Annotated in this window: 24 protein-coding genes; 10 read left to right on the forward strand and 14 right to left on the reverse strand. The window is 69.5% G+C overall.

Going from position 1 to position 25,005, the window contains the following annotated elements; all coding sequences use genetic code 11:
- Positions 1-207 precede the first annotated feature (207 nt).
- The 5 genes from ACFVWD_RS20690 to ACFVWD_RS20710 form a co-directional block, all read right to left on the reverse strand.
- On the reverse strand, positions 208-1,101 hold the full coding sequence (locus tag ACFVWD_RS20690) for a serine hydrolase (protein ID WP_389597931.1): 894 nt from the start codon (positions 1,099-1,101) through the stop codon (positions 208-210).
- 208 nt (positions 1,102-1,309) lie between these two features.
- A complete protein-coding gene (locus ACFVWD_RS20695; protein WP_389597868.1) occupies positions 1,310-2,446 on the reverse strand; it encodes a hypothetical protein in 1,137 nt (378 codons plus the stop codon).
- A gap of 464 nt (positions 2,447-2,910) precedes the next feature.
- On the reverse strand, positions 2,911-3,594 hold the full coding sequence (locus ACFVWD_RS20700; protein ID WP_389597870.1) for a TetR/AcrR family transcriptional regulator: 684 nt from the start codon (positions 3,592-3,594) through the stop codon (positions 2,911-2,913).
- A gap of 128 nt (positions 3,595-3,722) precedes the next feature.
- Positions 3,723-4,592: an aldo/keto reductase family oxidoreductase gene (locus tag ACFVWD_RS20705; RefSeq protein ID WP_389597872.1), complete on the reverse strand. Its 870-nt coding sequence runs from the start codon at positions 4,590-4,592 to the stop codon at positions 3,723-3,725.
- Positions 4,593-4,681: 89 nt separating this feature from the next.
- The gene (locus tag ACFVWD_RS20710; protein ID WP_389597873.1) at positions 4,682-5,389 is read right to left on the reverse strand and encodes an SDR family NAD(P)-dependent oxidoreductase; all 708 of its coding nucleotides are present in this window, start codon (positions 5,387-5,389) and stop codon (positions 4,682-4,684) included.
- A gap of 285 nt (positions 5,390-5,674) precedes the next feature.
- Between ACFVWD_RS20710 and ACFVWD_RS20715 the strand changes: the two genes are divergently transcribed.
- The gene (locus ACFVWD_RS20715; protein WP_389597875.1) at positions 5,675-6,439 is read left to right on the forward strand and encodes a dienelactone hydrolase family protein; all 765 of its coding nucleotides are present in this window, start codon (positions 5,675-5,677) and stop codon (positions 6,437-6,439) included.
- 49 nt (positions 6,440-6,488) lie between these two features.
- On the opposite strand, the gene ACFVWD_RS20720 is transcribed toward ACFVWD_RS20715, so the two are convergent.
- Positions 6,489-7,250, reverse strand: a complete 762-nt coding sequence (locus ACFVWD_RS20720; RefSeq protein ID WP_389597932.1) for a hypothetical protein — start codon at positions 7,248-7,250, stop codon at positions 6,489-6,491.
- 805 nt (positions 7,251-8,055) lie between these two features.
- On the opposite strand from ACFVWD_RS20720, the gene ACFVWD_RS20725 reads away from it, so the two are divergent.
- Both ACFVWD_RS20725 and ACFVWD_RS20730 read left to right on the forward strand, forming a co-directional pair.
- Positions 8,056-8,205: a hypothetical protein gene (locus tag ACFVWD_RS20725; protein WP_389597877.1), complete on the forward strand. Its 150-nt coding sequence runs from the start codon at positions 8,056-8,058 to the stop codon at positions 8,203-8,205.
- Between the two features lie 81 nt (positions 8,206-8,286).
- Positions 8,287-8,436, forward strand: a complete 150-nt coding sequence (locus ACFVWD_RS20730; protein ID WP_389597878.1) for a hypothetical protein — start codon at positions 8,287-8,289, stop codon at positions 8,434-8,436.
- Between the two features lie 70 nt (positions 8,437-8,506).
- Here the strand turns inward: ACFVWD_RS20730 and ACFVWD_RS20735 are convergent, their stop codons facing one another.
- The 3 genes from ACFVWD_RS20735 to ACFVWD_RS20745 form a co-directional block, all read right to left on the reverse strand.
- The gene (locus tag ACFVWD_RS20735) at positions 8,507-9,151 is read right to left on the reverse strand and encodes a hypothetical protein (RefSeq protein WP_389597880.1); all 645 of its coding nucleotides are present in this window, start codon (positions 9,149-9,151) and stop codon (positions 8,507-8,509) included.
- 452 nt (positions 9,152-9,603) lie between these two features.
- Positions 9,604-11,094, reverse strand: coding sequence for a DEAD/DEAH box helicase (locus ACFVWD_RS20740; protein ID WP_389597882.1), 1,491 nt, complete (start codon positions 11,092-11,094; stop codon positions 9,604-9,606).
- A 296-nt stretch (positions 11,095-11,390) separates the two neighbouring features.
- The gene (locus ACFVWD_RS20745) at positions 11,391-12,566 is read right to left on the reverse strand and encodes a N(5)-(carboxyethyl)ornithine synthase (protein WP_389597884.1); all 1,176 of its coding nucleotides are present in this window, start codon (positions 12,564-12,566) and stop codon (positions 11,391-11,393) included.
- Between the two features lie 415 nt (positions 12,567-12,981).
- Between ACFVWD_RS20745 and ACFVWD_RS20750 the strand changes: the two genes are divergently transcribed.
- Positions 12,982-13,491, forward strand: a complete 510-nt coding sequence (locus tag ACFVWD_RS20750) for an Lrp/AsnC family transcriptional regulator (protein ID WP_389597886.1) — start codon at positions 12,982-12,984, stop codon at positions 13,489-13,491.
- A 23-nt stretch (positions 13,492-13,514) separates the two neighbouring features.
- Here ACFVWD_RS20750 and ACFVWD_RS20755 read toward each other — a convergent pair whose 3' ends face one another.
- Complete coding sequence (locus ACFVWD_RS20755; protein WP_168489714.1) at positions 13,515-13,943, reverse strand: YjbQ family protein; 429 nt, start codon at positions 13,941-13,943, stop codon at positions 13,515-13,517.
- A 158-nt stretch (positions 13,944-14,101) separates the two neighbouring features.
- Here ACFVWD_RS20755 and ACFVWD_RS20760 point away from each other — a divergent pair, with 158 nt between their 5' ends.
- From ACFVWD_RS20760 to ACFVWD_RS20780, 5 genes are all read left to right on the forward strand, one after another.
- Positions 14,102-14,170: a putative leader peptide gene (locus ACFVWD_RS20760; protein WP_389597933.1), complete on the forward strand. Its 69-nt coding sequence runs from the start codon at positions 14,102-14,104 to the stop codon at positions 14,168-14,170.
- 183 nt (positions 14,171-14,353) lie between these two features.
- On the forward strand, positions 14,354-15,190 hold the full coding sequence (locus ACFVWD_RS20765) for an ABC transporter permease (protein WP_389597888.1): 837 nt from the start codon (positions 14,354-14,356) through the stop codon (positions 15,188-15,190).
- Positions 15,163-15,954, forward strand: coding sequence for an ABC transporter ATP-binding protein (locus ACFVWD_RS20770; RefSeq protein ID WP_389597889.1), 792 nt, complete (start codon positions 15,163-15,165; stop codon positions 15,952-15,954). The genes ACFVWD_RS20765 and ACFVWD_RS20770 overlap by 28 nt, the downstream gene beginning before the upstream one ends.
- A 79-nt stretch (positions 15,955-16,033) precedes the next feature.
- Positions 16,034-17,062 (forward strand): ABC transporter substrate-binding protein, encoded by a 1,029-nt coding sequence (locus ACFVWD_RS20775; RefSeq protein ID WP_389597891.1) that lies wholly within the window; start codon positions 16,034-16,036, stop codon positions 17,060-17,062.
- Between the two features lie 107 nt (positions 17,063-17,169).
- Positions 17,170-18,267: an NAD(P)-binding domain-containing protein gene (locus ACFVWD_RS20780; protein WP_389597893.1), complete on the forward strand. Its 1,098-nt coding sequence runs from the start codon at positions 17,170-17,172 to the stop codon at positions 18,265-18,267.
- 61 nt (positions 18,268-18,328) lie between these two features.
- Here the strand turns inward: ACFVWD_RS20780 and mltG are convergent, their stop codons facing one another.
- Complete coding sequence (gene mltG / locus ACFVWD_RS20785; RefSeq protein WP_389597895.1) at positions 18,329-19,231, reverse strand: endolytic transglycosylase MltG; 903 nt, start codon at positions 19,229-19,231, stop codon at positions 18,329-18,331.
- Positions 19,232-19,274: 43 nt separating this feature from the next.
- Complete coding sequence (locus ACFVWD_RS20790; RefSeq protein ID WP_389597897.1) at positions 19,275-21,074, reverse strand: ABC transporter ATP-binding protein; 1,800 nt, start codon at positions 21,072-21,074, stop codon at positions 19,275-19,277.
- Positions 21,075-21,189: 115 nt separating this feature from the next.
- On the opposite strand from ACFVWD_RS20790, the gene ACFVWD_RS20795 reads away from it, so the two are divergent.
- On the forward strand, positions 21,190-21,645 hold the full coding sequence (locus ACFVWD_RS20795) for a MarR family winged helix-turn-helix transcriptional regulator (RefSeq protein WP_101407650.1): 456 nt from the start codon (positions 21,190-21,192) through the stop codon (positions 21,643-21,645).
- Between the two features lie 139 nt (positions 21,646-21,784).
- On the opposite strand, the gene ACFVWD_RS20800 is transcribed toward ACFVWD_RS20795, so the two are convergent.
- Both ACFVWD_RS20800 and ACFVWD_RS20805 read right to left on the reverse strand, forming a co-directional pair.
- Positions 21,785-23,215 carry a cation:dicarboxylate symporter family transporter gene (locus ACFVWD_RS20800; RefSeq protein ID WP_389597898.1) on the reverse strand — a complete coding sequence of 477 codons (1,431 nt, stop codon included), beginning with the start codon at positions 23,213-23,215 and terminating at the stop codon, positions 21,785-21,787.
- Between the two features lie 152 nt (positions 23,216-23,367).
- Positions 23,368-25,005, reverse strand: a 1,638-nt coding sequence (locus ACFVWD_RS20805; RefSeq protein ID WP_389597900.1) for a peptide-N4-asparagine amidase, incomplete at its 5' end; no start/stop codon positions are given.

Consider the following 25,005-nt stretch of genomic DNA (forward strand, 5'->3'; position numbering starts at 1 on the left):
CGCCACCCGGCGCACGACGAGGACGCCGACGGTTCAGGTGGGGGAAGGCTCGCTGTGCCGCGCATCAAGGGCAGCACGCGATGACGGGCCGCTCTGGGCCTACGACGTCAACGCGCGCTCGGACGACCGACCATGTCTCGACTCCTCGGGGATCACACTCGCTGCCCGCACCCTAACGTCCGGCTGATCGGCGCGAAAGGGGAATACCTACGCGGCAGTTGATGTGTTCAGGTCCCGGTTGACGGCACGGGCGGCGCCCTCGACGGTCGCGACGCCGTCGGCCATCGTGCGGCTGTCCTGGGAGAGCACGGCCATTCCGTAGTCGTGACCGCCGCCGGTGAACACAGCGACGCTGTGCACCCGCCAGCCGTGGGTGTCGCGCGGCAGCCAGCCGTTCTTGACCTGAACGGTCGCCGTCGCGGGAGCCCCGGCCGGCGTCCCCCAACGCTGCTCGGGGACGACCCGGTTCATGAGCCGGAGGGCGTACGTACGCGCGTCCCGGTCGAGGACGGAGTTGTCCGAGGTGAGCAGTCGGAGCAGCTTCAGCTGGTCCTCGGCCGTGACCTGGGTGTGCCCCCAGTAGCCCTTGGGCCCGGGGACGGTGTCCCCCATCCCTGCCAAGCTCAGGAAGTGCTGGATGCCGGCGTGGCCGATCTGGTGCCACAGGGCGTTCGTCGCGTCGTTGTCCGACTTGGTGATCATGGCGGTGGTCAGTTCCACCTCGCGAGCGGTCAGGGCCCGGTGCTGTTCCATGGTCTGGCGCAGCAGCGCCCCCATTATCGTGACCTTGACCACGCTCGCCGAGTCGAAGGCGGTGTCGGCCCGGAAGCTGCACGACGTCCCCGTGGTGCGGTCGTACAGCGCGAGCGCCGCGGCGCGGTCCCGTCCGTGCAGGGCACCCGCGATGTCCTTCGACAGCCGGGCCGCGAGCCCCGGCCGCTGCGAGGTGCACTTCACCTGGGAGCCACCTACGGTGGCGGCGGCGGAGGTGGCGTCGGCGGTGCTCGCCCGGGCCGGGGTGGCGGCGAAGAGCGCCGTGAGCACCGTCCCGGCGGCCGCGGTCGCGGCCAGTCCGCGCCGCGCGCGGCGCAGTGCGTGCATGTCCGGCATGAAGATTCCCTGCTCTGTGTCTGCGGTCACATCGGGAGCCCGTTCACAGGCACATCCCGATTCCCGAATGACGGCGACGCTACAGGGACGGAAGAGACCCAGGTGCGCGGTAAATAGCGGTATGTCTGAATTCGGAGGTTTTTGGCTGTGTGACATTCATCAACCCATTCATCCCTGCGGATGGTCACCGCGGCGGCGTTCACACCTGGGGGGACGCCGGAGAAGGAGCCTGCGGCACGGGTCGCCGGCGGCGTGGCACGGGCCCCAGCAGGACGTAGGCCGCCGAACCGGCGGCGAACGCCAGCCGGATCAGGCCGCAGACGCGGTCGGAGGGCACCAGCAGGGTGCTGCCGTACAGGGAGAGCAGGGCGATCCAGCTCCACCACGGCACCAGGCGGCGCTGCCCGACCGCGTCCCACAGCAGGGTGCCGAGCAGGATCGAGGCGCTGTAGTACGTGTAGACGCTCGGGTCGAGTGCGATGCGGGCGTCGGCGCCGAGCAGCACGACCGCGGGCCAGCGGCCTCTGAGTACCGCCAGGGCGCCGAGACCAAGTCCCAGGAGTACTTGGGCAGGACGGTCCCACCAGGGCGTGGCCGGGGCCAGCACGCCCAGCCAACGCAGCGCCGAGGCAGGCTGGTTGGCGATGGTGAATCGGGCGGCGGCTGCCGAGTTGAGATGGGTGACGTAGAACGGCAGCCACGCGACGGCCACCAGGCCGACCGTCCAGAGCGCGGAGTTGCGTCGTTGCGCGGCCGGCAGGGCGAGCAGCAGAGCCGCGAACGCCAGCGCCCAGGGTTTCGAGTCCACCGCCAGCGCGAGCATGATGCCCACCGTGCGCCCCTGGCCCCGCACCAGGGCTCGTACGGCCAGAGTGGTGAAGAACAGCGCGAGTACGTCGTCCAAGTGGGCGAAACGGACCGCTACTTCGACCCACATCGGAATGAAGGCCACCCCTGCCACGAGCACTCGCTGCTGGAGTCGGCGGTGATTGAGTCCCGTGCCGCGGTTGTGGTCGGCGGCGCTGCGGCCGACCAGAACCAGCATGTAGAGGCCGAGCGCGGACATCACCGCCTCAGCCAGCACCTCCGCCACGTGGGGTGGCAGCGGAGCGAACAGCGCGGCCGCCAGAAAGCTCACGGGGCCGATCTGCAACTCCGGATGGTTGGCGTAGATGGCCAGGCCGCCTCCGGGAACGGCGCCGAAGAGCAGCTCGCCTCCGGTTCGCAGGTAGTGCCAGGAGATCCCCCCGTGTCTCTGCACCAACAGGAACCAGAGCAACGTCCACGCCGCCAGGACGACGATATGGGGACGTATGCCCTTGCGTTCCTGTCGCATGACCCAGGGGACGGCCCGTCCCGCGCCGCGGCCACCCGTTCCGCGGTGACTTTGCTCCGGGTCCTGCTCCCATGTCGATCCCCCCGCGTCCTTCCGGCCCTCGTCCCACCGCACAGGCGCCTACCGCGCCAACTGATCGGCGACGTCACGAACCGGCGCGCACCGGTCCCCCACTGGAAGATCCGCGCCTTCCATCAACACCCCTTGTCGTTCCCGCACCCGCGGCACAGACCGCGGGCGTTCCCCGCGGGCTCCGGCACTCATGCGCCTGCCGCAACGACAACCACGCTCAGGTACGAGGCACTCAACTCGCGTTGTCCGTACGGCCGGAGACATGTTCCGAGGGCCTGGTCACGGCCCTCGCGGTTTCCCGCGCTTACGGATCAACCCTAGACATACATTCGGGCGCGACTTGCAACACAGGGGAAACACACACCCCACTCTCACCAGCCGCGCTGTTCGGCCTAGGCACGAGAGGCCGCGGCGAGGACTCCGTCCAGGATGACGTCCAGAGCCCAGTCGGTGCGGCTCGGTCCGTCTCCCGAGACGAGCGTGTCGCCGAGCCGGGCGATGTGGGGGTAGCGCGCCGGGTCCGCCGTGGCGATCTTCGCGGCCAGGGCGGAGAACTCGGCCTCCTGCGTGGCGGACTTCGGGGAGCTGTGTTCGACGGCCACGGCGGTGGGATACAGCAGCAGCAGGTCCATGGCCCAGGCCGCTTCCCGGCCCGACACCCCGCCCTCGTCGAGGAGACCGAGGATCGCATCCGCCAGCGCCAGGTAGTTCGGGCCGCTCGGCTGCGTGGACATCGCCATCCGGGCGATCTCCGGATGCCGGAAGAGCACCTCTCCATAGCTGGCCAGCAGCGCCTTCATCCGGTCCCGCCAGGTACCGGCCTCCGGCGCGGGCACCTTCACCGGCCCCAACAGGGAGTCGAGGATCTGCGCGTGCAGATCCCCTGTGTTGCGGACGTAGACGTAGAGCGAGGCGGGCCCGGTGTCGAGGGCCGCCGCGATGCGGCGCATCGTCACCTTGCCCAGTCCCTCGTCACGAAGGATCGCCAGCGCGGCGTCGATGATTCCCTGCCTGGTCAGGGCGGGCTTCGCCGGGCGTTCCCGTCGGCTGATCGGAGCGGACTTCTCTGGAGTCATGCCGCACAAGGATAACGAACATGTTCGTGAAAAACAAGTTCGTATCGAACGATGCAGGCACACGGCGCGCCGGACACCGCCGTGGGGCCGCTACGCCCGTGCCTCACGGCGTAACGACCCCACATTCCTCACACCGCGATCCCGTTCAGCTCGGCCAGCTCCTTCCCGGGAAGGACCAGGGCGGCAGCGGCGATGTTGTCGCGCAGGTGTGCCACCGAGGAGGTGCCGGGGATCAGCAGGATGTTCGGGGAACGCTGCAACAGCCAGGCCAGGGCGACGGCGACCGGAGTGGTCCCCAGCCGGCCGGCGACCGCGTGCAGGGTGTCCGACTGCAGCGGGGAGAAACCGCCGATGGGGAAGTAGGGCACGTAGGCGATGCCCTGCTCGGCCAGGGAGTCGATCAGCGCGTCATCGGCGCGGTTCGCGAGGTTGTAGAAGTTCTGCACACACACGACGGGCGCGATGGACTGGGCTTCCTTGATCTGCTCGGCGGAGACGGTACTGACACCGAGATGCCTGATCAGCCCCTCCTGCTGGAGCTCCGCGAGCACGGTGAACGGCTCGGCGAGCGAACCCGGCTCGGGGGCGTCGAGCCCTCCGACCCGCAGGTTGACGACGTCGAGTGCGTCCAGACCGAGGTTGTCGAGGTTGCTGTGCACGGCCTGGCGCAGCTCGTCGCGCGACAGCGCCTTCGGCCAGCCTCCCTCGGCGTCCCGCAGCGCTCCGACCTTGGTCACGATGTGCAGTCCGGCCGGGTAGGGGTGCAGCGCTTCCTTGATGATCTGGTTGGTGACGTACGGGCCGTAGAAATCGGAGGTGTCGACGTGGGTGATCCCCCGCTCGACCGCCTCACGCAGAACGGCCACGGCCGCGTCCCGGTCGGCCGGCGGCCCGAACACGTGCGGACCGGCGAGCTGCATGGCGCCGTATCCCATGCGGGTGACCGTCAGGTCCTTGGCCATGGTGAACGTTCCGCCGGGAAGAGACTCCACGGTCATGTCGATGCTCCTGTTGGTTCGGTGGGGCGGTGGGGCTGAGTGGCGGTCGCAGCGTCTGGCACGCGTACGTGGTGACATACCGGCTGGGACTACCAGGGAAGGGTGCCTTCGGCGTCGAAGAAGCCCCCGGTGGGACCGTCGGGGCCGATCTGCGCCGTCCGCACGATGATCTCGGCGCCCTGCTCGACGGTCTGGATGCCGGTGTTCCCGTTCAGGTCGGTCTTGGTGAAGCCGGGCTCCACCGCGTTGATCCGCATGTTCGGGAACGCCTTCGCGTACTGCACGGTGATCATGTTGACGGTGGTCTTGGAAGCCGGGTAGGCGACGCCCGGGTAGGCATACGCCGGGGTGCCCGCATCGCTCACCCGGGCCAGCGAGGCCAGCCCGCTGCTGACGTTGACCACCACCGGGGCGGCCGAGGCCTGGAGCAGCGGGAGGAAGGCGTGGGTGACGCGCACCGTGCCGAAGACGTTCGTCTCGAACGTCTCCCGCATCACGTCGGCGGTCACATCCGCGGCGCCGATCACGGAGTTGCCCTCGCCCCTCGACTCGATGCCCGCGTTGTTGACCAGTACGTCGAGCCCGCCCTCGGCCTCGATGGCCTTCACGGCGGCCCGCACCGACGCGTCGTCGGTGACATCGAGCTGGACGGCCCGTGCGCCCAGCTGCTCGGCGGCCCGGCGTCCGCGTTCGGCGTCCCGGCTGCCGACGTAGACCGTGTGGCCCGCGGCGACGAGCCGGCGGGCGGTCTCGTAGCCGAGACCCTTGTTCGCTCCGGTGATGAGTGTTGTCGTCATGACTCCACCCTGCGACCGGACCATGCTCACAGCCAGTAGCCCCGCCTTCCTGGGACTGCCGGTACCAGGCTCGTACGCGTCCGGCGGCGCGCCAGGAATCTGTCTGCGCGTGATGGCGGCTCCGGCCTCAGGGGCGACAGCAAGGCCCTGCCGAACCGACCGCACCACGAGTGCCAGACTGCACGACGGGACCGCCGCGATCAGGTGGCCGTCGGAGAATCGCGCGGCACCCCGAAACTCCCGGAAGACGCCCTGGAGACACCCGCGAGAAGAAGAGGGACGCCCATGACCGAGGTACGTGAAGTACGGGGAACCTCCGTGAACATCCCCACCCAGGACGGCTCGGCCGACGCCTATCTGGCTCACCCCGACGACAACACCGCCCACCCCGCGGTGCTGTTCTGCATGGACGCCTTCGGACTGCGCCCCCGGCTGAAGGAGATGGCCGACCGGCTCGCCGGGGCCGGCTACACCGTGCTGGTTCCCAACCTCCTCTACCGCCACGGGCCGGCACCGGTACTGGAGCTGCCCGACGTCATCGACGCGGACCACCGTCCGGCACTGTTCGAGCAACTCCTTCCGATCATCCGGGAGTTGACCCCCGACCTGGCCATGCGCGACGCCGACGCCTATCTGTCCTGGCTGGCCGCCTGCCCGCAGGCCGCCGACGGACCGGTCGGCATCACCGGCTACTGCATGGGCGCCGGCCTGGCCCTGCGCACCGCCGGCACCTACCCCGAGCGGGTCGCGGCCGCGGCCGGCTTCCACGGCGGCCGGCTGGCGACCGACGCCCCCGACAGCCCGCACCTGCTCGCCGACCGGGTCACCGCGGAGCTGTACTTCGGCCACGCCGACCAGGACGCCTCGCTGCCGCCCGAGCAGATCGAGCGCCTCGACAAGGCGTTCACCGAGGCGGGTGTCCGCCACCTCAGCGAGGTCTACACCGGCGCGCACCACGGCTACACCATGGCCGACACCGCCGCGTACGACGCCAAGGCCACCGAACGCCACTGGGCAGCCCTGCTCGACCTCCTCGACCGCACCCTCTGAACACGTCGCTCCACCGATCACGGGGCCGGCCGTCTCCGGTCGGGGACCCTCAGCGCGGTTGAGCCCTTGTGCCCTGCGTACGCCTCTCACCACGTGGCGGGAACAGCCGCTCCAGGCCACTTCTTGACCATGCCGAGAAGAGCAGGGCGCCGAGGGAAACCCACAGTCTTCGGCAGCGTCCGTGCAGCACCGCCAGGACAATCGCGGCGCCCACGGCGATCAGGTGCTCACGGCCTGCCAGATTGGGCTTGACGATCGACTCCCACACCATCGAGCCGCCGGTGAGCGCGAACACGATGGGGGCGCGCCGGATGACCGAGAGGTAGGTGAACAGACCCACCACCGCGGCAGAGGGCCCGGTGTCGAGCACCTGCCCGATCTCGCGCGGCAGGCCGAGCCCCCACCAGCCCGGGCCGAGCGCGATCATCACACGGACCATGAGGGTGCCGGCCAAGGTGGTGGCGTACGAGATGACCAGTGTCCGGGCCCGGCCGAGGGCGAGTTCCGCGAGAGCGAAGGCGAAGAACAGCTGGGTGATGCCCGCCCACACGGGAAGGTCGAGGGCGGGCACGTACAGCGACACCGGAGTACGCAGCAGGGCCAGGGGCAGCGGCAGGCAGGCCTTCACTCCGCCGGCCAGCCGCACGATCACCGCACCGGTGGGATGTTGGGCGAGTGCGTGGAAGAAGATGACCCCGAAGACGGCCACGAACGCCAACAGGAGTCCGGACAGCCCACGGCGCACGAGTTGCCGTACCGGATCCACGACGATGCCGTGCCACTCGCCGTACAGCGTGCGCCCGACGAACAACGCGAACCGGCGCAGGGGGCCGCGCGGCCGCACGCCCTCCGCGTCACTCGCGGCGGACGGCAACCGGCCCTCGCCGAACGCGTCGCCGCACGCATGACCGTCCCCGGCATCACCGCGACGCTCGTCGACCGCCCAACCCAATGGTCTCTCCCCCAACCCCCCCGGACGCCTCATCGTATAGAGCGACATAGCCCGCATCACGGAGCCCCCGGCCAGAGCCTGCCCCCTGTCTCTCCGATCCGTGGTCCGTTGTGAAAGGGGTGTGACGCGGGCGCCGTTGCGACGTGTTGTGTGCGGTCGTGATGATGGGACGCATGTCTGAGCAGGGGGACGGGGCGGGAGAGCCGCGAATCCCAAGGTCACGGCCTTCTGACTACGCGGAACGCGCGGGCCGCCCGGCCGTGCCGGAGCAAACTGCGTCTTCGCGGGAGCGTCCACGGGACGTGCTGGACGGCCCTGAAGTGGCCGCTCGCCGACGGGAGTTCGCCGCGCCGCTGGCGGAGTTCCACCGCACCCGGGTGCTGGTGCCGCTGGGCGACGGGCCCGGCCCGGACGAAGAGCGCGGCTTCCTGACCGCCGATCTGAACGGCATCCGCTTCATCCTGGCCTTCTCCGACGAGCGGGCACCCGTACGGGCCGTAGGACGCCGTCCGGCGCGACGACGACATGGTCGTACGACGCCGCCGGGCGTCGCACCGGCATGCCGGCCTCCGGCCGGGCCATCGACTTCGCCCACGACGAGGCCGGCCGCGAACTGACCCGCCGCATCGGCGAGACGCTCCCCCTGGAGCACACTTTCGACGCTGTGAGTCGCCTGACCACCCAGGCGGTGGGCACTCGCGCCTACACCGACACCCGCATCACGCGGGCCGGCGACGTCCGCTACGAACACGACGCCCTGGGCCGCATCGTCCTCCGTCAGAAGACCCGCCTCTCGCGCAAACCTGACACCTGACGCTACGAGTGGGGCGACAAGGGCGAGTTCCTCATCCCTCCGCCCCTGTCGGGCGGAAGTGAGATCGGCTGGGCAGCAGTCATGGACCCGGTCGGCGAGCACCTGCCTTCAGGCATCGCCGCGGTGACGTGCTCCCCCGAGTTCCTCGCCGTTTCGATGGACGGCCATCACCTGTGGGCCGCCTCGGCCGCGGAGAACGACTACTGGGTCGTACAGCACGAACTCTCCTGACGGCACCGCCCTGCTCGTGGACCGGACCGGACCGCGGCCCGATGCCGGTGCCAGGGGCTCCTGCGGATGCTCAGTCGGACACCGCCTCCTGCTGCGGCTCGGCCGGCGAGGGCTCCGAGGTGACTGCCGTGGTGTAGAAGACCGACGAGCCCTGCTTGGTGCGGTGGGCGTGGCTCTTGGCGACCAGTCCTTCGAGGGTGGTGCGCACGACCGTGGTCTTCACGCTGCGGTCGGGGTGGGCCTGCGTGAGCGCGGTGGTGATCTCGGCGGCGGAACGCGGCTCGTTCTGCTTCTCCAGGTGTCCTCGGATCAGCTCGACGAGGGTCGGCTTGGCCGCTGCCGTGGACGCGTTCACCGACGACGCCTTCACGGACGAGGCCTTGGCGGCGGGCTTCTTGGGCGCCGTCTTCTTCGCGCTCGTGGCGGCCGCCTTCTTCCCCTTGCTCTGCTTGGGTTCGGCAGAGGCCTGGTGAGGCACGGAGGGCGCAGCCGCGGCCTCCGCCCCGGGGGCCGAGTTGGGACCGCCGAGCGCGTCCCGCATGTTCACCAGGACGATGTGATCGTGCTGCAGGGCACGCAACTGCTGCTGCAGGGCTTCGATCTCCGCGCCGACACGGTCCTGCTCCTTGGCATTGCGGTCAAGGTCACCCGTCACCTGGGCGATGTACTGCGACGTGAGTTCTGTGGAGTGGGAGTTGGAGCTGACTTCAGACATGACATGGGCCAATCACTCGCAGGACACAACTGCCACGGCCTGCAGCAGTGTAGAGATAGTACGCACGAGTGGAACCGGATGCTCCTGTCGCGCCGGTATGTGCGACACATGTGCTTCCCGGGCCGACTCATGTGCTAATGCCGCCGAACCGCCATGTGGCCTTCGACGGTGCAAAGTTGGCCGCTCTCGTCGCCCTTGGCCGCCGGCCCCATGAGTTGGCTCCAGGTGCGGTGACCGGCCGGCGTCCCCGAAGCCGACGCGAACAGGTACCTCAGAGCCGTGTCCTTCCGCCGCCCATCCGGTCGGAGACGCGTTCGAGGCGTTCCAGGCAGGTCACCGCGTCACTCGTGCGTCCCTCGTCCGGGTGAACCTCGGCGAGGGAGGCCCATGTTCGTCCGTGAGTTGGCGTGTGCGGCGGGAAGTCTCCCGTCGCGGAACTTCAGGCGCTCGGACTACGCGCCACGACGAACCCGGGCGGCCTTGCGGGCCTCGGCCGTCTGACGTGCCTCCGCGGCCCGGCGGGACTCGCCACCGGCGCGTCCCGGGCGGGTGCCCAGGCCCCGGAAGGGGGCACCGCCGCGCTCGGGTCGCTCCGCGACCGGCCGGCCGCCGCCGATGGGAACACCGGAGGGAGCCTGCGCGCCGGTGATCCGGCTCAACTCCGCCTCGCCGGAACGGACCTGGGTGATGTGAGGCCGGATGCCCGCGTCGGACATGAGACGGATCATGTCGCGGCGCTGGCCGGGCAGCACGAGTGTGACGACACTGCCTGACTCACCGGCGCGGGCGGTGCGGCCGCCTCGGTGCAGGTAGTCCTTGTGGTCACTGGGCGGGTCGACGTTGACGACGAGGTCGAGATCGTCGACATGGATGCCGCGGGCCGCGACGTTGGTCGCCACCAGGACAGTGAGGTGACCGGTCTTGAACTGTGCGAGCGTACGCGTGCGCTGGGGCTGCGACTTGCCGCTGTGCAGCGCCGCGGCCTTCACGCCACTGCTGAGCAGGTGCCTGGTGAACTGGTCGACGGCGTGCTTGGTGTCCAGGAACATGAGCACGCGCCCGTCGCGGGCGGCGATCTCGGTGGCGGTGGCGTACTTGTCGGCGCCATGCACCTGCAGTACGTGATGCTCCATCGTGGTCACCGCGCCCGCCGAGGGATCGACCGAGTGGACCACCGGGTCATGGAGATATCGACGGACGAGGAGGTCGATGTTGCGGTCCAGCGTGGCGGAGAACAAAAGGCGCTGACCGTCGGGGCGCACCTGGTCCAGCAGCTCGGTGACCTGGGGCATGAAACCCATGTCGGCCATCTGGTCGGCCTCGTCCAGGACGGTGATGCTCACCCGGTCGAGACGGCAGTCATTGCGCTCGACGAGATCGGAGAGTCGGCCCGGGGTCGCGACGACGACCTCGGCCCCGGCCCGCAGCGCGGCGGCCTGCCGCCCGATCGACATACCACCGACCACGGTGGCCAGCCGCACCTTCAGCAACTGGGCGTACGGGGTGAGCGCATCGGAGACCTGCTGGGCCAGCTCGCGGGTGGGAACGAGGATCAGTGCGCGCGGCTTCCGGGCCTCGGCCCGCTGTCCTGCCGTGCGCACGAGGAGCGCGAGGCCGAAGGCGAGCGTCTTGCCCGATCCGGTGCGCCCGCGGCCCAGGACGTCGCGTCCAGCGAGGGAGTTCGGCAGTGTGGCGGCCTGGATCGGGAACGGCTCGTTCACACCGAGGCTGGTGAGCTTCTCCAGCAACGCGACGGGGAGGTCCAGCTCACCGAAGGCCGCAACCGGGGGGAGGGCCGGGGTGATGGTCTGCGGCAGCGCGAACTCGCCCTGCGGTGCGGCGGGACGGCGCCCGTCGCCGCCTGCACGGGCGCCGGGGCGCCCCTGGCCGCCCTGCCGACGGGTCTTGGCAAAACGGTCGCTCGTACGAGCTGAGCGGTTCATGAAGAACCTTCCTCGATATGGCACGTATCGAGGAATTCTCGGCAGCGATAAACCGAATGAATTGCAAGAACGAACCGAATCCGACTTCCGGGCGGTACCCAGGGGTCCACGCTCTGCGAAATGCAAAAATGCCCGACGACATAAAGTCATCAAAGGCACTTGGAGTCTGCGGGAACCACAACTGACGTCAACTTTAGCACGGCACGCGCACCTGAGCGCGAAAAGTACCATTATCGACCGCCAGGCCGGCCGGGAGAGCCCACGCAGACCTGCTGCGCGGACTCTCCCAGGCGTCGTCAGGCCACCTGTGCGGCGGGGCGCAGCGCCGGGACCTCGATGGCGTGGGGGTACACGGCCGACCGGTGCTGGAAGGAGAGGATCTTCGGGTTCTGGACCACGCCGTCGCGAATCTCGATGGCGTTTCTGACCGTGGCGTCGGCCTCCCAAGCGGCGGGGCCGCTCATGACCTTGCGGAGATAGGGAAGGAGCGCCTCGCTGATCTCCCATGTGGCCGAGTTCCACAGGTGGGACGGGCTGTGATCCACGGCGTAGTAGTGGCAGTCCGGCCCCACCGAGGGCATGGGCTCGCCGAAGGTGGTCGGACGGGCCCATTCGAAGCCCATGCCCGCGTCACAGGCGACGTCGATGAAAAAGGTGCCCGGCCGGAACAGGGCGAGTTCCTCGTCGGTGACGAACATCAGCGGCGCGTCGGTGTCCTGCCGGATGCAGTTGACGATGATGTCGAACCCGGCCAGGTACTCCGCGAGCGGCACGGGACCGGCCGCGGTGAGGGCCCGAAGCCGCGACGGATCGTCCTCCTGCTCCTCGAAGTGGCCCATCACGACCGACGGCATCGGCGAGGCCACGGCCGCCGCGGCGCGCTGGGTGAGCACCGTGACGTCGGAGACTCCCATGGCGCCGAGGCCGGTGACCGCTCCGCGCGCCGTGGCGCCGAAGCTGATGACCACCGCACGCATGCGGCGGCCATAACTACCCGTCAGCCCACCGAGCTGCAGGGCGTGCAGCACCGAGCAGTAGCCCGCGAGTTCGTTGTTCTTGTGGAACACATGGACGCTGAAGGCTCCCGTGGACGTCCAGTGGTTCATGGCCTCCCAGGCGACAAGGGTCAGTTTCTGGTCGATGCCGACCTGGGTCATCTTCTCGTCCTGCACACAGTGCGGCCATCCCCACAGCACCTGACCCTCGCGCAGTTCGGCGACGTCGTCGTGCATCGGTTTGGGCAGCAGCAGCACATCGCACTCGGCGAGAAGCCGCTCTCGGGAGCGCAGGCCTCCCACGAGATGTCGCAGGGCCTCGTCGCCGACGCCGAACCGCCGGCCGTAGCCTTCTTCTAGGAAGATCTTTTCGCGTACGTCCGGGGCGATCCGGTCGAGGTGGCCGGGGTGCAACGGCAACCGGAACTCGTTCTCCTTGCGGGAGGAGGCAAGCACTCCCAGGCTCATCAGACTCATGCGCTTCCCTGTCATTTCACTCTTGTTCATCGCGGGTGTGTGAAGCGAGGTGCCGGAGGGCCTCGGAAACAGCGTGAGAACCAAGAGGTCCGCTAACGCGGGGCGCGGGACGGAATGCGAAAGACGGCGCAATTGCGCTGGCCAGGAGGCATGGGGCGGCTCATTTCCAGCCGGACCACATGGGCCCGGGCCTTGCCGTTCCCCGAGAACGACGCCGAAACGGATGACGGCATGCGAGGTGCGCTCGGTAGCACCACCGTACCCCCGTCCCCCACGGGCTCGGCCGCCGGGAGTCAGTCGTCGTTGTCGCCCGTATCGGGAACAGGCGAGGGAGTGTGGAATGCGGAAGAAAACCTGGTGCCACGGTGCAGACTTCCCGCCGGATTCCCACGGATCGCGCAGAGAGGCGCCACCCATGGGCGTGCAGGATTGTGCCGCTGCCGAAGCCGCCATGGAGCTCGACGAACTCGACCGCGGTGTCGTCCACGCCCTGCAGATCCATCCCAGGGCCCCGTGGACGCTGGTCGGTGAGGTGCTCGGGGTCAACCCGGTCACCGCCGCGCGACGGTGGCATCGGCTGGAGGAGGCAGGCCTGGACGACGTGGAGGAGACCAGCAGGGTGCTGGCCGGGGTGCGGGAGGTCCGGTCGTGTGCGATCACGGCAGGCCCGCACAACCTGGTGATCGATGTCCGGCTGCGCGACCTGCGTGACGTGCACGCCTTCGAGGCCCATCTGTCACGCAGGCTGCCTCGCCTCACGGTCGCCGACCGCTCGGTGGTCCTGCGTACGGTCAAACACATGGGGCACCTACTGGACCGGGACGGCCGATGCACCGGAGTCGTACCCCTCAGGCACCCACAAGGACCGCGTTCCGCCGCCGTGGAGCGGGCCACGGGACAGGTTCTGCAGGGCGGGCCCGCCTGAGCAGCAAAAGCGCCGGCCCGGCGTCAGGCAGCGCCAAGAAAGCTCAGCCGCACCTGACGGTTTGGATTGTCCCTGTTCGTGTCCACCAGGCACACCGACTGCCACGTCCCCAGTTCCAGCCTCCCGCCCAGCACCGGAAGCGTCGCGTGGGGCGGGACGACGGCGGGGAGTACATGGTCACGGCCGTGCCCGGGGCTGCCGTGGCGGTGCTGCCAGCGGTCGTCCGCGGGGAGCAGGGAGTGCAGCGCGGCGAGGAGGTCGTCGTCGCTTCCGGCGCCGGTCTCGATGATCGCGACACCGGCGGTGGCGTGGGGCACGAAGACATTCAGGAGGCCGTCGCGGCCCGCCGCCACCTCTCGGAGGAAGGCCTCGCAGTCGCGGGTGAGGTCGACGACCGTCTCCGCCGAACCGGTGGCGACGTTCAGGACTCGAGTGGTGAAGGCATCGGGCATGACCCGATTCTCACCCGTCCGCGGGATTCCGCACACGACCGACAGCCCGCACCCTTGTACAGGCGTTCCGTTCCGCCATGCACGCGTTCCATTCCGCGAGACACCATTGACCGGGCATGGAGCACCTGGCTACTTTCACCCGCATGTTGCGTTCAGCCATGCTCACCACGCGCGGTCACATCGACCTGCTGCGGGTGGCCTCCGCCGTGTGTCGCCGCGGCCGCTGACGCCCTTTCACTCCCCCGTTCCACCGTGCCCTCGCTCCGCTCCACCCGCACGTCGCGGCTCACCCCGAGCCGCTGACGCGGCGGAGCCACGGCGTATTCCTCTCCGGCCGCTCTCCTCCCCGTGGAGCACTCATGAGCATCAGCCATGCCCCACCCAGCCCCGCCTAGCCCGATATATCGGATATGCCCAAGAGTGATGCGGCCCGGTCGGCGCCACCCGAGCTCGTTCCGATCGTCCCCCTCTCCACCCGCCGCACCCGCGTGCCCCGCTGGCTGCGCCGCACCTCCGGCCCGCTCCTGCTGCTCACGCTGTGGCAACTCCTCAGCAGCACAAAGGTGTTGACCCCCGTCATCCTCGCCTCTCCGGGCACCATCGCACGGGTCGGCGGCAATCTGATCGCCGACGGTTCGCTGCCGAACGCGATGGGCGTCTCCTTGCAGCGCGTCGCGGTGGGACTGTTGCTCGGAACCCTCGTCGGCACCGGACTCGCCCTCGTCTCCGGGCTCTTCCGTGTCGGCGAGGACCTCGTGGACGCGAGCGTCCAGATGCTGCGGACGGTGCCCTTCGTGGGACTGATCCCGCTGTTCATCATCTGGTTCGGCATCGGCGAGGCCCCGAAGATCGCGATCATCACCCTGGGGGTGTCCTTCCCCCTCTATCTGAACGTGTACGCCGGTATCCGCGGCGTCGATTCCCAGCTCATCGAGGCCGGGGAGTCCCTCGGCCTCTCCCGGTGGGGGCTCGTCCGGCATGTCGTGCTGCCGGGCGCGCTGCCCGGGGCGATGACCGGGCTTCGCTACTCCCTCGGTATCGCCTGGCTCGCTCTCGTCTTCGCCGAGCAGATCAACGCGGACGCCGGGATCGGTTTCCTCATGGTGCAGGCCCGTGACTTCCTGCGGACCGATGTGATCGTGGTCTGCCTGATCGTCTACGCCTTTCTCGGCCTGCTCGCCGACTTCACCGTCCGCTCCCTCGAAAGGCTGCTGCTGCAATGGCGACCGACGTTCACGGGCCGGTGACCCTCGAGAAGGGCGCCACCGCCCAGCAGAAGACCGCGACCGGTCGGCAACACCCGACCGCCCAGGCCCCCGCGGTACGCGTACAGGGACTGACCCGCTCCTTCGACGGGCGCGCCGTCATCGACGACCTCCGGCTCGACGTGCGTCCCGGCGAGTTCGTGGCCCTGCTCGGCCGCAGCGGCTGCGGCAAGTCCACGCTGCTGCGCATCCTCGCCGGGCTCGACCGTGACATCGAGGGCACTGTGCTCGTCCCGCGGCGCAAGGCCGTCGCGTTCCAGGCGCCCCGGCTCATGCCGTGGAAGAAGGTGTGGCGCAACGTCCTGCTGGGCCTGCCCGGCAAGCCCGAACGCGCCGTCGCCGAGCAGGCGCTGACCGAGGTCGGACTCACTCACCGCGCGAACGCCTGGCCCAAGACGCTCTCCGGCGGCGAGGCCCAACGTGCCTCGCTGGCCAGTGCGTTGGTCCGCGAACCCGATCTGCTGCTGCTCGACGAGCCGTTCGGCGCGTTGGACGCCCTCACCCGCATCAAGGCACAGCGGCTCGTCGGCGAACTGTGGCGGCGCCGCGGCTGTGCCGTGCTGCTGGTCACGCATGACGTCGAGGAGGCCGTGCTGCTCGCCGACCGGGTCCTCGTCATGGACGGCGGTGTCATCGCGTACGAGACCCAGGTCGACCTGGACCGGCCGCGCGACATCGCCGACCCCCGCTTCGCCGAACTGCGTGCCGGCCTCCTGGAGCGCCTGGGCGTCGACACCGTCGCCTGAGCTCCCCCTCCCCACCCATCAGTCGCCCTTCGCCGTCACCTCACAGTCACTTCACCTGAACCAGTCGAACGGAATCGCCATGCGCCGACACCTCGTCCCCGCAGCCCTGCTCCTCCCCCTGACCCTGCTACTGGCCGCCTGCGGCGGGAACTCGGCCGCCGACACCGCGGGGGCCCGAACCGATGGCAAGGGTTCCCTCACGCTCAACGTCGGTGACCAGAAAGGTGGTTCCGAGGCGGTGCTGCGGGCCGCCGGAGAACTCGAGAGCCTCAACTACAAGATCAAGTGGTCGACGTTCACATCCGGTCCGCCCCTCCTGGAGGCCGTCAACGCCAAGGCCGTCGACATCGGCGGCGTCGGCAACACCCCGCCCGTCTTCGCGGCCGGCGCGGGCTCGAGGGTCTCGGTGGTGGCCGCCTGGCACGGCACGTCCAAGGGCGAGGCCATCCTCGTACCGAAGGACTCGTCGCTGCGGAAGCCCGAGGAGCTCAAGGGCAGGTCCATCGCCGTGGCACAGGGTTCGTCCGCGCACTTCCAGCTGATCGCCTCGCTCAAGAAGGCCGGTCTGAAGCTGAGCGATGTGAAGGTCAAGTATCTGCAGCCCGCCGACGCGCTCGCCGCGTTCACCGGCGGCAAGGTGGACGCGTGGGCGGTGTGGGACCCGTACACCTCACAGGTCCTCGACACCAAGCAGGGCCGGATCCTGACCGACGGGGACGGCGTCGTCAACGGGCTCAGCTTCCAGGTGGCGGCACCGAGTGCGCTGAAGGACACCAAGAGGGCCGCGGCCATCAAGGACTATCTGGAGCGGCTGCGGCGCGCCCAGGACTGGGTGTACCGGCATCCGGACGCCTGGGCCAAGGTGTGGGCGAAGGACACCGGACTGCCGTACGAGGTGGCGCTCGCCTCGGTGAAGCGCACCAACGCCAGCCGGATCGCGGTCGCCGTCGACAAGCCGCTCATCGCGTCGGAGCAGCAGATCGCGGACACCTTCACCGAGCTGAAGCTGATCCCGGGCAAGGTCGACTTCGCCGCCTTCGTGGACACCCGTTTCAACGACGGGCTGCCGCCCTCCACCACCACGCCCCGCGTCTACAAGGACTCCTGACCGCCGTCCGTCCGTACCGGTTCCCGCCCGACAGAGGTCGCGCGTCGGGTGGCTCACAGGCATCGCCGTTCGGGAAGATCCCGCACCCCGGTCGAGTTAGTGGAAGCGTGAACAACACCGGGGTGCAGGCGCGCGAAGTCCGCGAGGTCGATGTCGTCGTCATAGGCGCTGGACAGGCAGGACTGTCCAGCGCCTATCACCTGCGGCGGGGCGGTTTCGAGCCGGAGCGGGACTTCGTGGTGCTGGATCACGCACCGCGTCCGGGCGGCGCCTGGCAGTTCCGGTGGCCGTCACTGACGTACGGCAAGGTGCACGGGATGCACTCCCTGCCCGGTATGGAGCTGGAGGGCGCGGACCCGGCGCGGCCGTCCTCCGAGGTGATCGCGGAGTACTTCGACACCTACGAGCGCACCTTCGACCTGCGGGTAAGGCGGCCGGTGGACGTGCGGGCCGTGCGCGAGGGTGCCGGCGGGCGGCTGCTGGTCGAGTCCTTTGACGGTACGTGGTCGACGCGGGCGCTGATCAATGCCACGGGCACCTGGGACCGGCCGTTCTGGCCGCGCTATCCGGGCCAGGAGACCTTCCGTGGGCGGCAGTTGCACACGGCGCAGTACCCGGGGCCCGAGGAGTTCGCCGGGCAGCGGGTGGTCGTCGTGGGCGGCGGCGCGTCCGGCACCCAGCATCTGATGGAGATCGCCCCGTACGCGGCCGCGACGACCTGGGTGACACGGCGGCCGCCCGTCTTCCGTGAGGGACCCTTCACCGAGGACGTGGGGCGAGCGGCCGTCGCGCTGGTGGAGGAACGGGTCCGGCAGGGGCTGCCTCCCAAGAGTGTCGTGTCGGTGACGGGGCTGCCGCTGAACGACGCGATCCGGCAGGCTCTGGCCGACGGCGTGCTGGACCGGCAGCCGATGTTCGACCGGATCACCCCGGACGGCGTCGAATGGGCCGACGGCCGTCACGTCGACGCGGACGTCATCCTGTGGGCGACCGGCTTTCGTGCCGCCCTCGACCATCTGACGCCGCTGCGGCTGCGTGAGCCGGGCGGCGGCATCGGCGTCGAGGGGACGCGCGCGCTCGCCGATCCCCGGATCCATCTGGTCGGGTACGGGCCTTCCGCCAGCACCATCGGCGCCAACCGGGCCGGGCGCGCGGCGGTACGGGACATCAGGCGGCTGCTGGCGGGAGTGACCGTCGGCGCCTGATGCCCCGTGGCCGGCTCGGAGACCTCGCGGGCTGGGTCGGCCGGGCACCGGGCACCGCGCTTCAGCGCGGGGTCGAGGCGGATGGCGAGCCCGGGACCGGGGTCGAAATCGCGTTCGAGTTCGAGGAGGAGGGGGAGGCGCTCCTCCGGAGCCGGTTGAATTCGGCGACGTTCCTCTGCTGCTCCTCGTAGCTGGCCGTGAACCGGGTGTCGCCCGGCTTGACCGTGACGAAGTACAGCCAGCCGCCCGGGATGGGATTGATCGCGGCACGCATCGCGGCTTCGCCCGGGTTGGCGATCGGTGTGGGCGGCAGCCCCATGCGCTGGTACGAGTTGTAGGGGCTCTCGAGCTTCGTGTCGTTCGTGGTCGTGGTCGGCGTGAAGCGGTTCAGCGCATAGTTGAGGGTCGAGTCCAACTGCAGCGGCATGCCACGCTCCAGGCGGTTGAAGATGACCCGGGCCACCTTGCCCATGTCGGCCTTGGTGACGGCCTCGGCCTGGATGATGCTCGCGATGGTGATCGCCTGATAGATGTTCATCGCATTGCGCTGGGCGCCCGCGGTGACCGGGCTGCCGCTGAACTTCTTGTTCGCGGTGTTGACCATGAGCGCCAGCAGGGACTCGGGGGTCGCCGTCTTGCCGAGGGGGTACGTCGCCGGGTAGAGGTACCCCTCGGGGTTGCCCTCCGCGTCATTGGGCAACTTGAGGTTGGCCTTGGCCAGGGACTTCTTGGTGGATCCCAGGGGCAGCGCGAGGGCCTTGTCGACAGCCTCGTAGACCTGGCCGGTGCGCCAGCCCTCCCGGATGACGAGGGACGTGGGCCGCGTCTCCTCGTCCTCCGTGGTCGGGGTGAGCAGCGGCACCGCCACGGCGGTGGCCACCACGACGGCTCCGGTCGCGATGAGGGCGACCCGTCCCCGGCGCGTCAGTCGAATCGTGCTCCGTGGCGGAGTGTTCATCTGCATGCGGGCACGGTAACCCGCTAAAGCCTATAAACCCGACATATCGTCATCTTGTCGACTCCAGTTGGGCGTCCCGGTGGACGAGCGCCGCATAGCGCCCCTCCCGCTCCAACAGCTCCTCGTGCGTGCCGCGTTCGACCGCGCGGCCGGAGTCCAGGACGACGATCTGGTCGGCGCCACGGATGGTGGAGAGCCGGTGCGCGATGGTGAGCGTGGTCCGGTTGGCCGACAGGGCGTCGATGGCCTCCTGCACGGCGTACTCCGTGCGGGTGTCCAGCGCGCTGGTCGCCTCGTCGAGGATGAGGACCGGCGGGTCCCGCAGGATCGTGCGGGCGATGGCGAGGCGCTGCTTCTCGCCGCCGGAGAACCGGTGGCCGCGCTCACCCACGACCGTGTCGTACCCGTCGGGCAGTGACGCGATGTGGTCGTGGATCTGGGCCGCCCTGGCCGCCGCCTGCAGTTCCTCGTCGGTGGCGTCGGGCCTGGCGAAGCGCAGGTTGTCCGCGACCGAGGCATGGAAGAGGTACGTCTCCTGGGAGACGACGCCGATCCCGCGGGCGAGCGTGTCGAAGTCGAGGTCCCGAACGTCGACGCCGTCCAGCGTGACGCGGCCGCCCGTGACGTCGTACAGCCGTGGCACCAGATAGCTGAGCGTGGACTTGCCGGAGCCGGTCGGGCCGACGACGGCGAGACTGCCGCCCGCGGGGACGGTGATGTCGATGCCCTCGAGGATCGGACCGCTCTTGTCGTCGTAGCGGAACTCGACGTCCTCGAAGCGGATCTCGCCCTTGACCTGGTCGAGGTGGACCGGGTGCTCCGGCTCGGTGATGTCGATGGGCAGGTCGAGGTACTCGAAGATGCGCTGGAAGAGCGCGAGCGAGGTCTGGATCTGGACACCGGTGGACAGCAGGCCGACCGTCGGCCGGAACAGACCCTGCTGGAGCGAGACGAAGGCGACGAGCGTGCCGATCGACACGGACGGGCCGCCGAACTGGAGGGCCATGCCCGCGGCCCAGTAGATGACGGCCGGCATGGCGGCCATGACGATGCCGATGACGGACATGCGCCAGCGGCCCGCCATGTTCGACTTCACCTCGAGGTCGACCAGGCTGTCGGACTCGGCCTCGAACGCCTTGGTGAGCGAATCGCCGCGGCCCATGGTGCGGCCGAGCAGGATGCCGCTGACGGAGAGCGACTCGGTCACGGTGGCGGCCATCGCGGCCATCTGCTTCTGACGCTGGGTCGCTATCTTCTTGCGTTCGTTGCCGACCCGCCGGCTGATCCACACGAAGACCGGCAGCAGGAGCAGCGAGACCACGGTGAGCCGCCAGTCCAGGGCGACCATCGCGACGATCGTGGCGACCACGCTGGTGAGGTTGGAGACCAGCGAGGTGGCGGTGGAGGTCACGGTCGCCTGCATGCCGCCGATGTCGTTGGCGATGCGGGACTGGACCTCGCCGGTACGGGTCCGCGTGAAGAAGGCGAGCGACATGCGCTGCAGCCGGCCGTAGACGGCGGTGCGCAGGTCGTGCATGACGCGCTGGCCGACAGTTGTGGAGATCAGGGTCTGCAGGACGCCGAAGATGCTGGTGACGACCGCGCTGAGGATCATGCCGAGCGCGAGCAGGCTCAGCAGACCGGTGCGGCCCTGGGGGATCGCGACGTCCAGGGTCTCCTTCAGCAGGAAGGGGGTCGCGACGGTGACCAGGGACGAGGCGCCGACCAGCAGGCCGACGATCGCGAGGCGGCCGCGGTAGGGCCGGAACAGCTTCAGGATGCGGCGCACCTGCCGTGGCTGTTCGCCCTCGGCGGGTGACGGGGTCCAGGTGGATTGGTCGGGACGCATGGGCTCCTACGGGAGGTGAGACGACGGCTACGCAGGGCAGGCAAACAATGACTGGCGGAGCCTAGCTCATTGTTACCTATACTCACAATGAACCGCATCCTGATATTGTTCCCGCATGACCACCCCCGATGCCGACGGCCTGCTCGCCGAGCAGTTGCTGCGGCTGACCCGACGTGTGCACCGCATCCAGAAGCGGCACCTGGAGCAGCGTGAGCTGGGCATCACCCCGGCCCAGTCCCGGCTGCTGCGCACACTCGCGCACTACAGCTCACCCCCGCGCATGGCCGATCTCGCCGAGCGCCTGGAGGTGGTGCCCCGGGCCGTGACCACGCTGGTCGACGGCCTGGAGGCGAGCGGGAAGGTGCGTCGGGTCCCCGATCCCACCAATCGGAGGGTGATCCGGATCGAGGTCACGGACGAGGGGCGCGAGGCACTGCGGGAGCTGCGCGGCGCACGCCGGTCGGCCGCGGAGGAGATCCTGGCGCCGTTGACGGACGAGCAGCGCGAAATACTCGGGGGGCTGCTGGACACGCTGGTGGACGGCATGCCCAGGCTTGAGCAGCGCTGCTGAGGGGTTGTCATTGGCGCGCTCGTGGCGCGGCGGACAAGCGGCGGACAAATCGACGGGCCGCGGCCCCCACTCCGTACGACTGGAGTGGGCGCGCGCGACCCGTTCCGGGGATCCGGGGCGGTGACCCGTCCCGGGTCGGTCAACCGACCTCGGGGGCAGGCTCCTTGGCCGAATGGGCGGAGACTTCCGCCTTGGCCGAATGGGCGGGGACGTCCGCCCTGGTCGATTCGGACCCCGGTTCTTCCGTAGGCGACTCCTGCGTCCGCGGCGCGTCGTCCTCCTCCACGAACGCGATCTCGCCGTCCAGCATCTTCTTCGCCCGTTCCGTGTCGAGCGCGCCCTCCCAGCGGGACACCGCGAAGACGGCGACGCAGTTGCCGACCAGGTTCGTGGCGACGCGCATCGAGTCCATGATGCGGTCCACGCCGAGGAGGAGGGCGACCGCTCCGGCGGGGATGACACCGAGCGAGGACGCCGTCGCGGAGAGGGCCAGGAAGGCGGACCCGGGTACGCCCGCCATGCCCTTGCTGGTCAGCATGAGCACTAGGACCACCGTGATCTGCTGGCCCAGGCTCAGATCCACCCCCACCGCCTGCGCGATGAACAACGTACCGATGGACAGATAGATCGAGGCGCCGTCGAGGTTGAAGGAGTAGCCGGTGGGCAGGACCAGGCCCACGGCGTCGTCGCGGCAGCCCGCCTGGCGCAGCTTCTGCATCATGCGGGGCATGACTGTCTCGCTGGAGGCGGTACCGAGCGCGAGCAGCATCTCCTCGCGGGTGTAACGGACGAACTTCCACAGGCTGAGCCCGGTGACCGCCTTCAGGGCGACGGCGAGCAGCGCGAGGAACAGCAGCGCGACCGCGTAGCACAGGACGATCAGCTTGCCGTACGTCTTGATGACGCCGAGCCCGTACTCCCCCACGAGGTGGACCATGGCACCGAACACCGCGAGCGGGGCCAGCTTCATGATGAAGCCGACGATCGCGAAGACGACGTCCTGGACCTGCTCGATGGCGGGCAGCACCTTGGTGTTGCCGAGGTGGAGCAGTGCCGCGCCCACCAGGCAGGCGAGGACGAGGACTTGGAGCAGGGAGTTCTCGACGAAGGCCCCGACCGCGCTCTGCGGCAGCGCGTTCAGGATGAATTCGCCGGTCGACGGGAGCGAGCCGCCGCCGGTCTTGCCGTCGACGGCCGCGGCGTCGAGCTTCGAGGGGTCGGCGTGCATGCCCGAGCCCGGACCGACGACGTTCGCCGCGATCAGTCCGAGGAGCAGCGCGGCGGTGGACGCGACCTCGAACCAGACCAGGGCTTTGAGCCCGATCCGGCCGAAGGCCTTCAGGTCACCGGCCCTGGTGATGCCGACGACGACCACACAGAACACGAGCGGTGAGATGACCGCCTTGATGAGGCGTACGAAACCGTCGCCGAGCGGCTGGAAGGTCGTGGCCGTGTCCGGCCACAGCCTTCCGACGACGATTCCGAGTACGAGCGCGAAGGCGACCTGCGCGAACAGTGAGGTACGCAGTATGCGTGCGACGCGTCGCGGGGACGGTACAGACGGCGGCACGGGCACTCCTCCGGGGGGACTTCTGCTATGCGGAAACTTCCTTCCACAGCGATCGCTATTGAGGAGTTGCCGGTGCCGCCGGATACCTCTGTGTCACGTCCATGTAAATCCTGGAACAGACGTGCCGTTCCCCACCCGGGGCCCCAGCAGGCTCAGCAGTCGCTGCGGTCCCGCGTCAGCACTCCCTGCACGGTGACCAGAACGCGGTCGTAGCAGCCGTCCGAGCCGTACAGCCGGTAGCGCTCACTCGTCGTACCGACCGCATGCCGTTGGTCGCGGGGCACGTTCGCGGTATACGTCGCGTCTCCCGCGTACGTGTCGTCGAGCCGGGACCACGTGGTGCGCCGGCCGCCGTGCGTCTCGTCGACCGCGGCCCGGTCGCCGAGCGTCAGGACGGTCCGCAACCGGTCGTCCGCGGCGAGCGTCGTGGTGCCGTCCATGGTGTACGTGCGGTGGGTGCGCGTCACGCCGACCGGTCCCCGCCCGTCGACGGTGACCGTCTCGTCGTCGGTCCAGGTGGCCTTGAGCGCGTCCGTGTTCTCCCCGTCGGTCCAGCGGTGCGCGGAGGTGTTGGCGAGCGTGCGGCGCACGGTGGTCCACACCCGGCCGTGCGAGGTGTCGACGTATCCGGCGGTCGTCAGCCGGTGCCCGCCCACGGCGTCGAGCCGTTCTTGCGAACCGGGCGTGTACGTCGAGGAGTTGGTGAGGTCGCCCGCCCTGACCTCGGTGAGCGCGCCGCTCACGTGCGCGCGCTTCGCGTCCTGCCAGACGAGGACATTGACCGGAGCGCTCCAGCCGGTCTGGCCCGTGGGGACGCCCACGACGGAGACGTCGATCCGGTGCGGACGACCGTCGTTGAGGAGACCGGCATAGGGCGTGAGGTCGTATTCGATCGGCTTGATGTCGAAGGCGCGCGGGCCCGGGATCACGTACCAGAGGAAGGGGTTGGACCAGCCGCCGGTCCACACGGTCGGGAACGGCTCGGCGATGCCCGCGAGTTGGCCGTCCACCTTGATCTGCACCTCGCGGTAGGGTCCCTTGTCCGCCTTGCAGGAGTACGGGGCGGGGTCGGGCACCGTCAGGTACCAGTACTCCTCGCAGCCGCCGCCGGAGCCGGTCGCGTACACCTCGGCGACGATGCGCTCGCTGTTGCGCGGGGTGGTGAGGGTGCCGTCCTGGAGGGTGAGGACACGGTCGGGGGTCGCGGCGGACTTCACGGCGCCGCCCTCCGCGTAGAAGGTCAGGGTCACCTTCACGTCGAGGACTCCGGTGTACGTGTCGTCGACGACGTTCCCGATGAGCATCTCGACGTCGCCGCCGCGCCGGAACGTGTCGCTGTACCTGGTCACGTCCTTCTCTACGGACCACTCGATGCCGTCGGGCGAGGGTTCCGGGGTGGAGGTGCGGAGGATCTCCACGCCGCCGATGTGGAGATAGCCGAGCCGGTCGAACTGGCGTCCCTTGACCTTGCCGTCGAGCCGCAGGACGACCTTGCTCCAGCGGTCGCCGCAGCCGCTCGGCGGTGTGTACGTGCCCCGGTACGGCGTGAAGTCACGGAACTGCGCCTCGGCGACCGTCACCGCGCAGGACTTGGTGGCGGGTCTCGCCACCGGCGGGGCGGCGGTCACGGGGTCGTGCCAGTCGGTGCCGAACTCGGCGGGCTTCTCGGCTGCAGTCCCGGAGGGCGTATCGGCGGCAGTCCCGGAGGGCGTATCGGCGGCAGTCCCGGAGGGCGTATCGGCGGCAGTCCCGGAGGGCGTATCGGCGGCAGTCCCGGAGGGCGTATCGGC

The organism is Streptomyces sp. NPDC058086 (genome assembly GCF_042885015.1).
In the GTDB taxonomy this organism is placed as follows: Bacteria; Actinomycetota; Actinomycetes; order Streptomycetales; family Streptomycetaceae; genus Streptomyces.

Coding starts and splice junctions, on each gene's coding strand:
- ACFVWD_RS20690 (WP_389597931.1), bottom strand. CDS start 1,101: ATGCACGCACTGCGCCGCGCGCGGCGCGGACTGGCCGCGACCGCGGCC.
- ACFVWD_RS20695 (WP_389597868.1), bottom strand. CDS start 2,446: ATGCGACAGGAACGCAAGGGCATACGTCCCCATATCGTCGTCCTGGCG.
- ACFVWD_RS20700 (WP_389597870.1), bottom strand. CDS start 3,594: ATGACTCCAGAGAAGTCCGCTCCGATCAGCCGACGGGAACGCCCGGCG.
- ACFVWD_RS20705 (WP_389597872.1), bottom strand. CDS start 4,592: ATGACCGTGGAGTCTCTTCCCGGCGGAACGTTCACCATGGCCAAGGAC.
- ACFVWD_RS20710 (WP_389597873.1), bottom strand. CDS start 5,389: ATGACGACAACACTCATCACCGGAGCGAACAAGGGTCTCGGCTACGAG.
- ACFVWD_RS20715 (WP_389597875.1), top strand. CDS start 5,675: ATGACCGAGGTACGTGAAGTACGGGGAACCTCCGTGAACATCCCCACC.
- ACFVWD_RS20730 (WP_389597878.1), top strand. CDS start 8,287: ATGGACCCGGTCGGCGAGCACCTGCCTTCAGGCATCGCCGCGGTGACG.
- ACFVWD_RS20735 (WP_389597880.1), bottom strand. CDS start 9,151: ATGTCTGAAGTCAGCTCCAACTCCCACTCCACAGAACTCACGTCGCAG.
- ACFVWD_RS20740 (WP_389597882.1), bottom strand. CDS start 11,094: ATGAACCGCTCAGCTCGTACGAGCGACCGTTTTGCCAAGACCCGTCGG.
- ACFVWD_RS20745 (WP_389597884.1), bottom strand. CDS start 12,566: ATGAGTCTGATGAGCCTGGGAGTGCTTGCCTCCTCCCGCAAGGAGAAC.
- ACFVWD_RS20750 (WP_389597886.1), top strand. CDS start 12,982: ATGGGCGTGCAGGATTGTGCCGCTGCCGAAGCCGCCATGGAGCTCGAC.
- ACFVWD_RS20755 (WP_168489714.1), bottom strand. CDS start 13,943: ATGCCCGATGCCTTCACCACTCGAGTCCTGAACGTCGCCACCGGTTCG.
- ACFVWD_RS20765 (WP_389597888.1), top strand. CDS start 14,354: ATGCCCAAGAGTGATGCGGCCCGGTCGGCGCCACCCGAGCTCGTTCCG.
- ACFVWD_RS20770 (WP_389597889.1), top strand. CDS start 15,163: ATGGCGACCGACGTTCACGGGCCGGTGACCCTCGAGAAGGGCGCCACC.
- ACFVWD_RS20775 (WP_389597891.1), top strand. CDS start 16,034: ATGCGCCGACACCTCGTCCCCGCAGCCCTGCTCCTCCCCCTGACCCTG.
- mltG (WP_389597895.1), bottom strand. CDS start 19,231: ATGCAGATGAACACTCCGCCACGGAGCACGATTCGACTGACGCGCCGG.
- ACFVWD_RS20790 (WP_389597897.1), bottom strand. CDS start 21,074: ATGCGTCCCGACCAATCCACCTGGACCCCGTCACCCGCCGAGGGCGAA.
- ACFVWD_RS20795 (WP_101407650.1), top strand. CDS start 21,190: ATGACCACCCCCGATGCCGACGGCCTGCTCGCCGAGCAGTTGCTGCGG.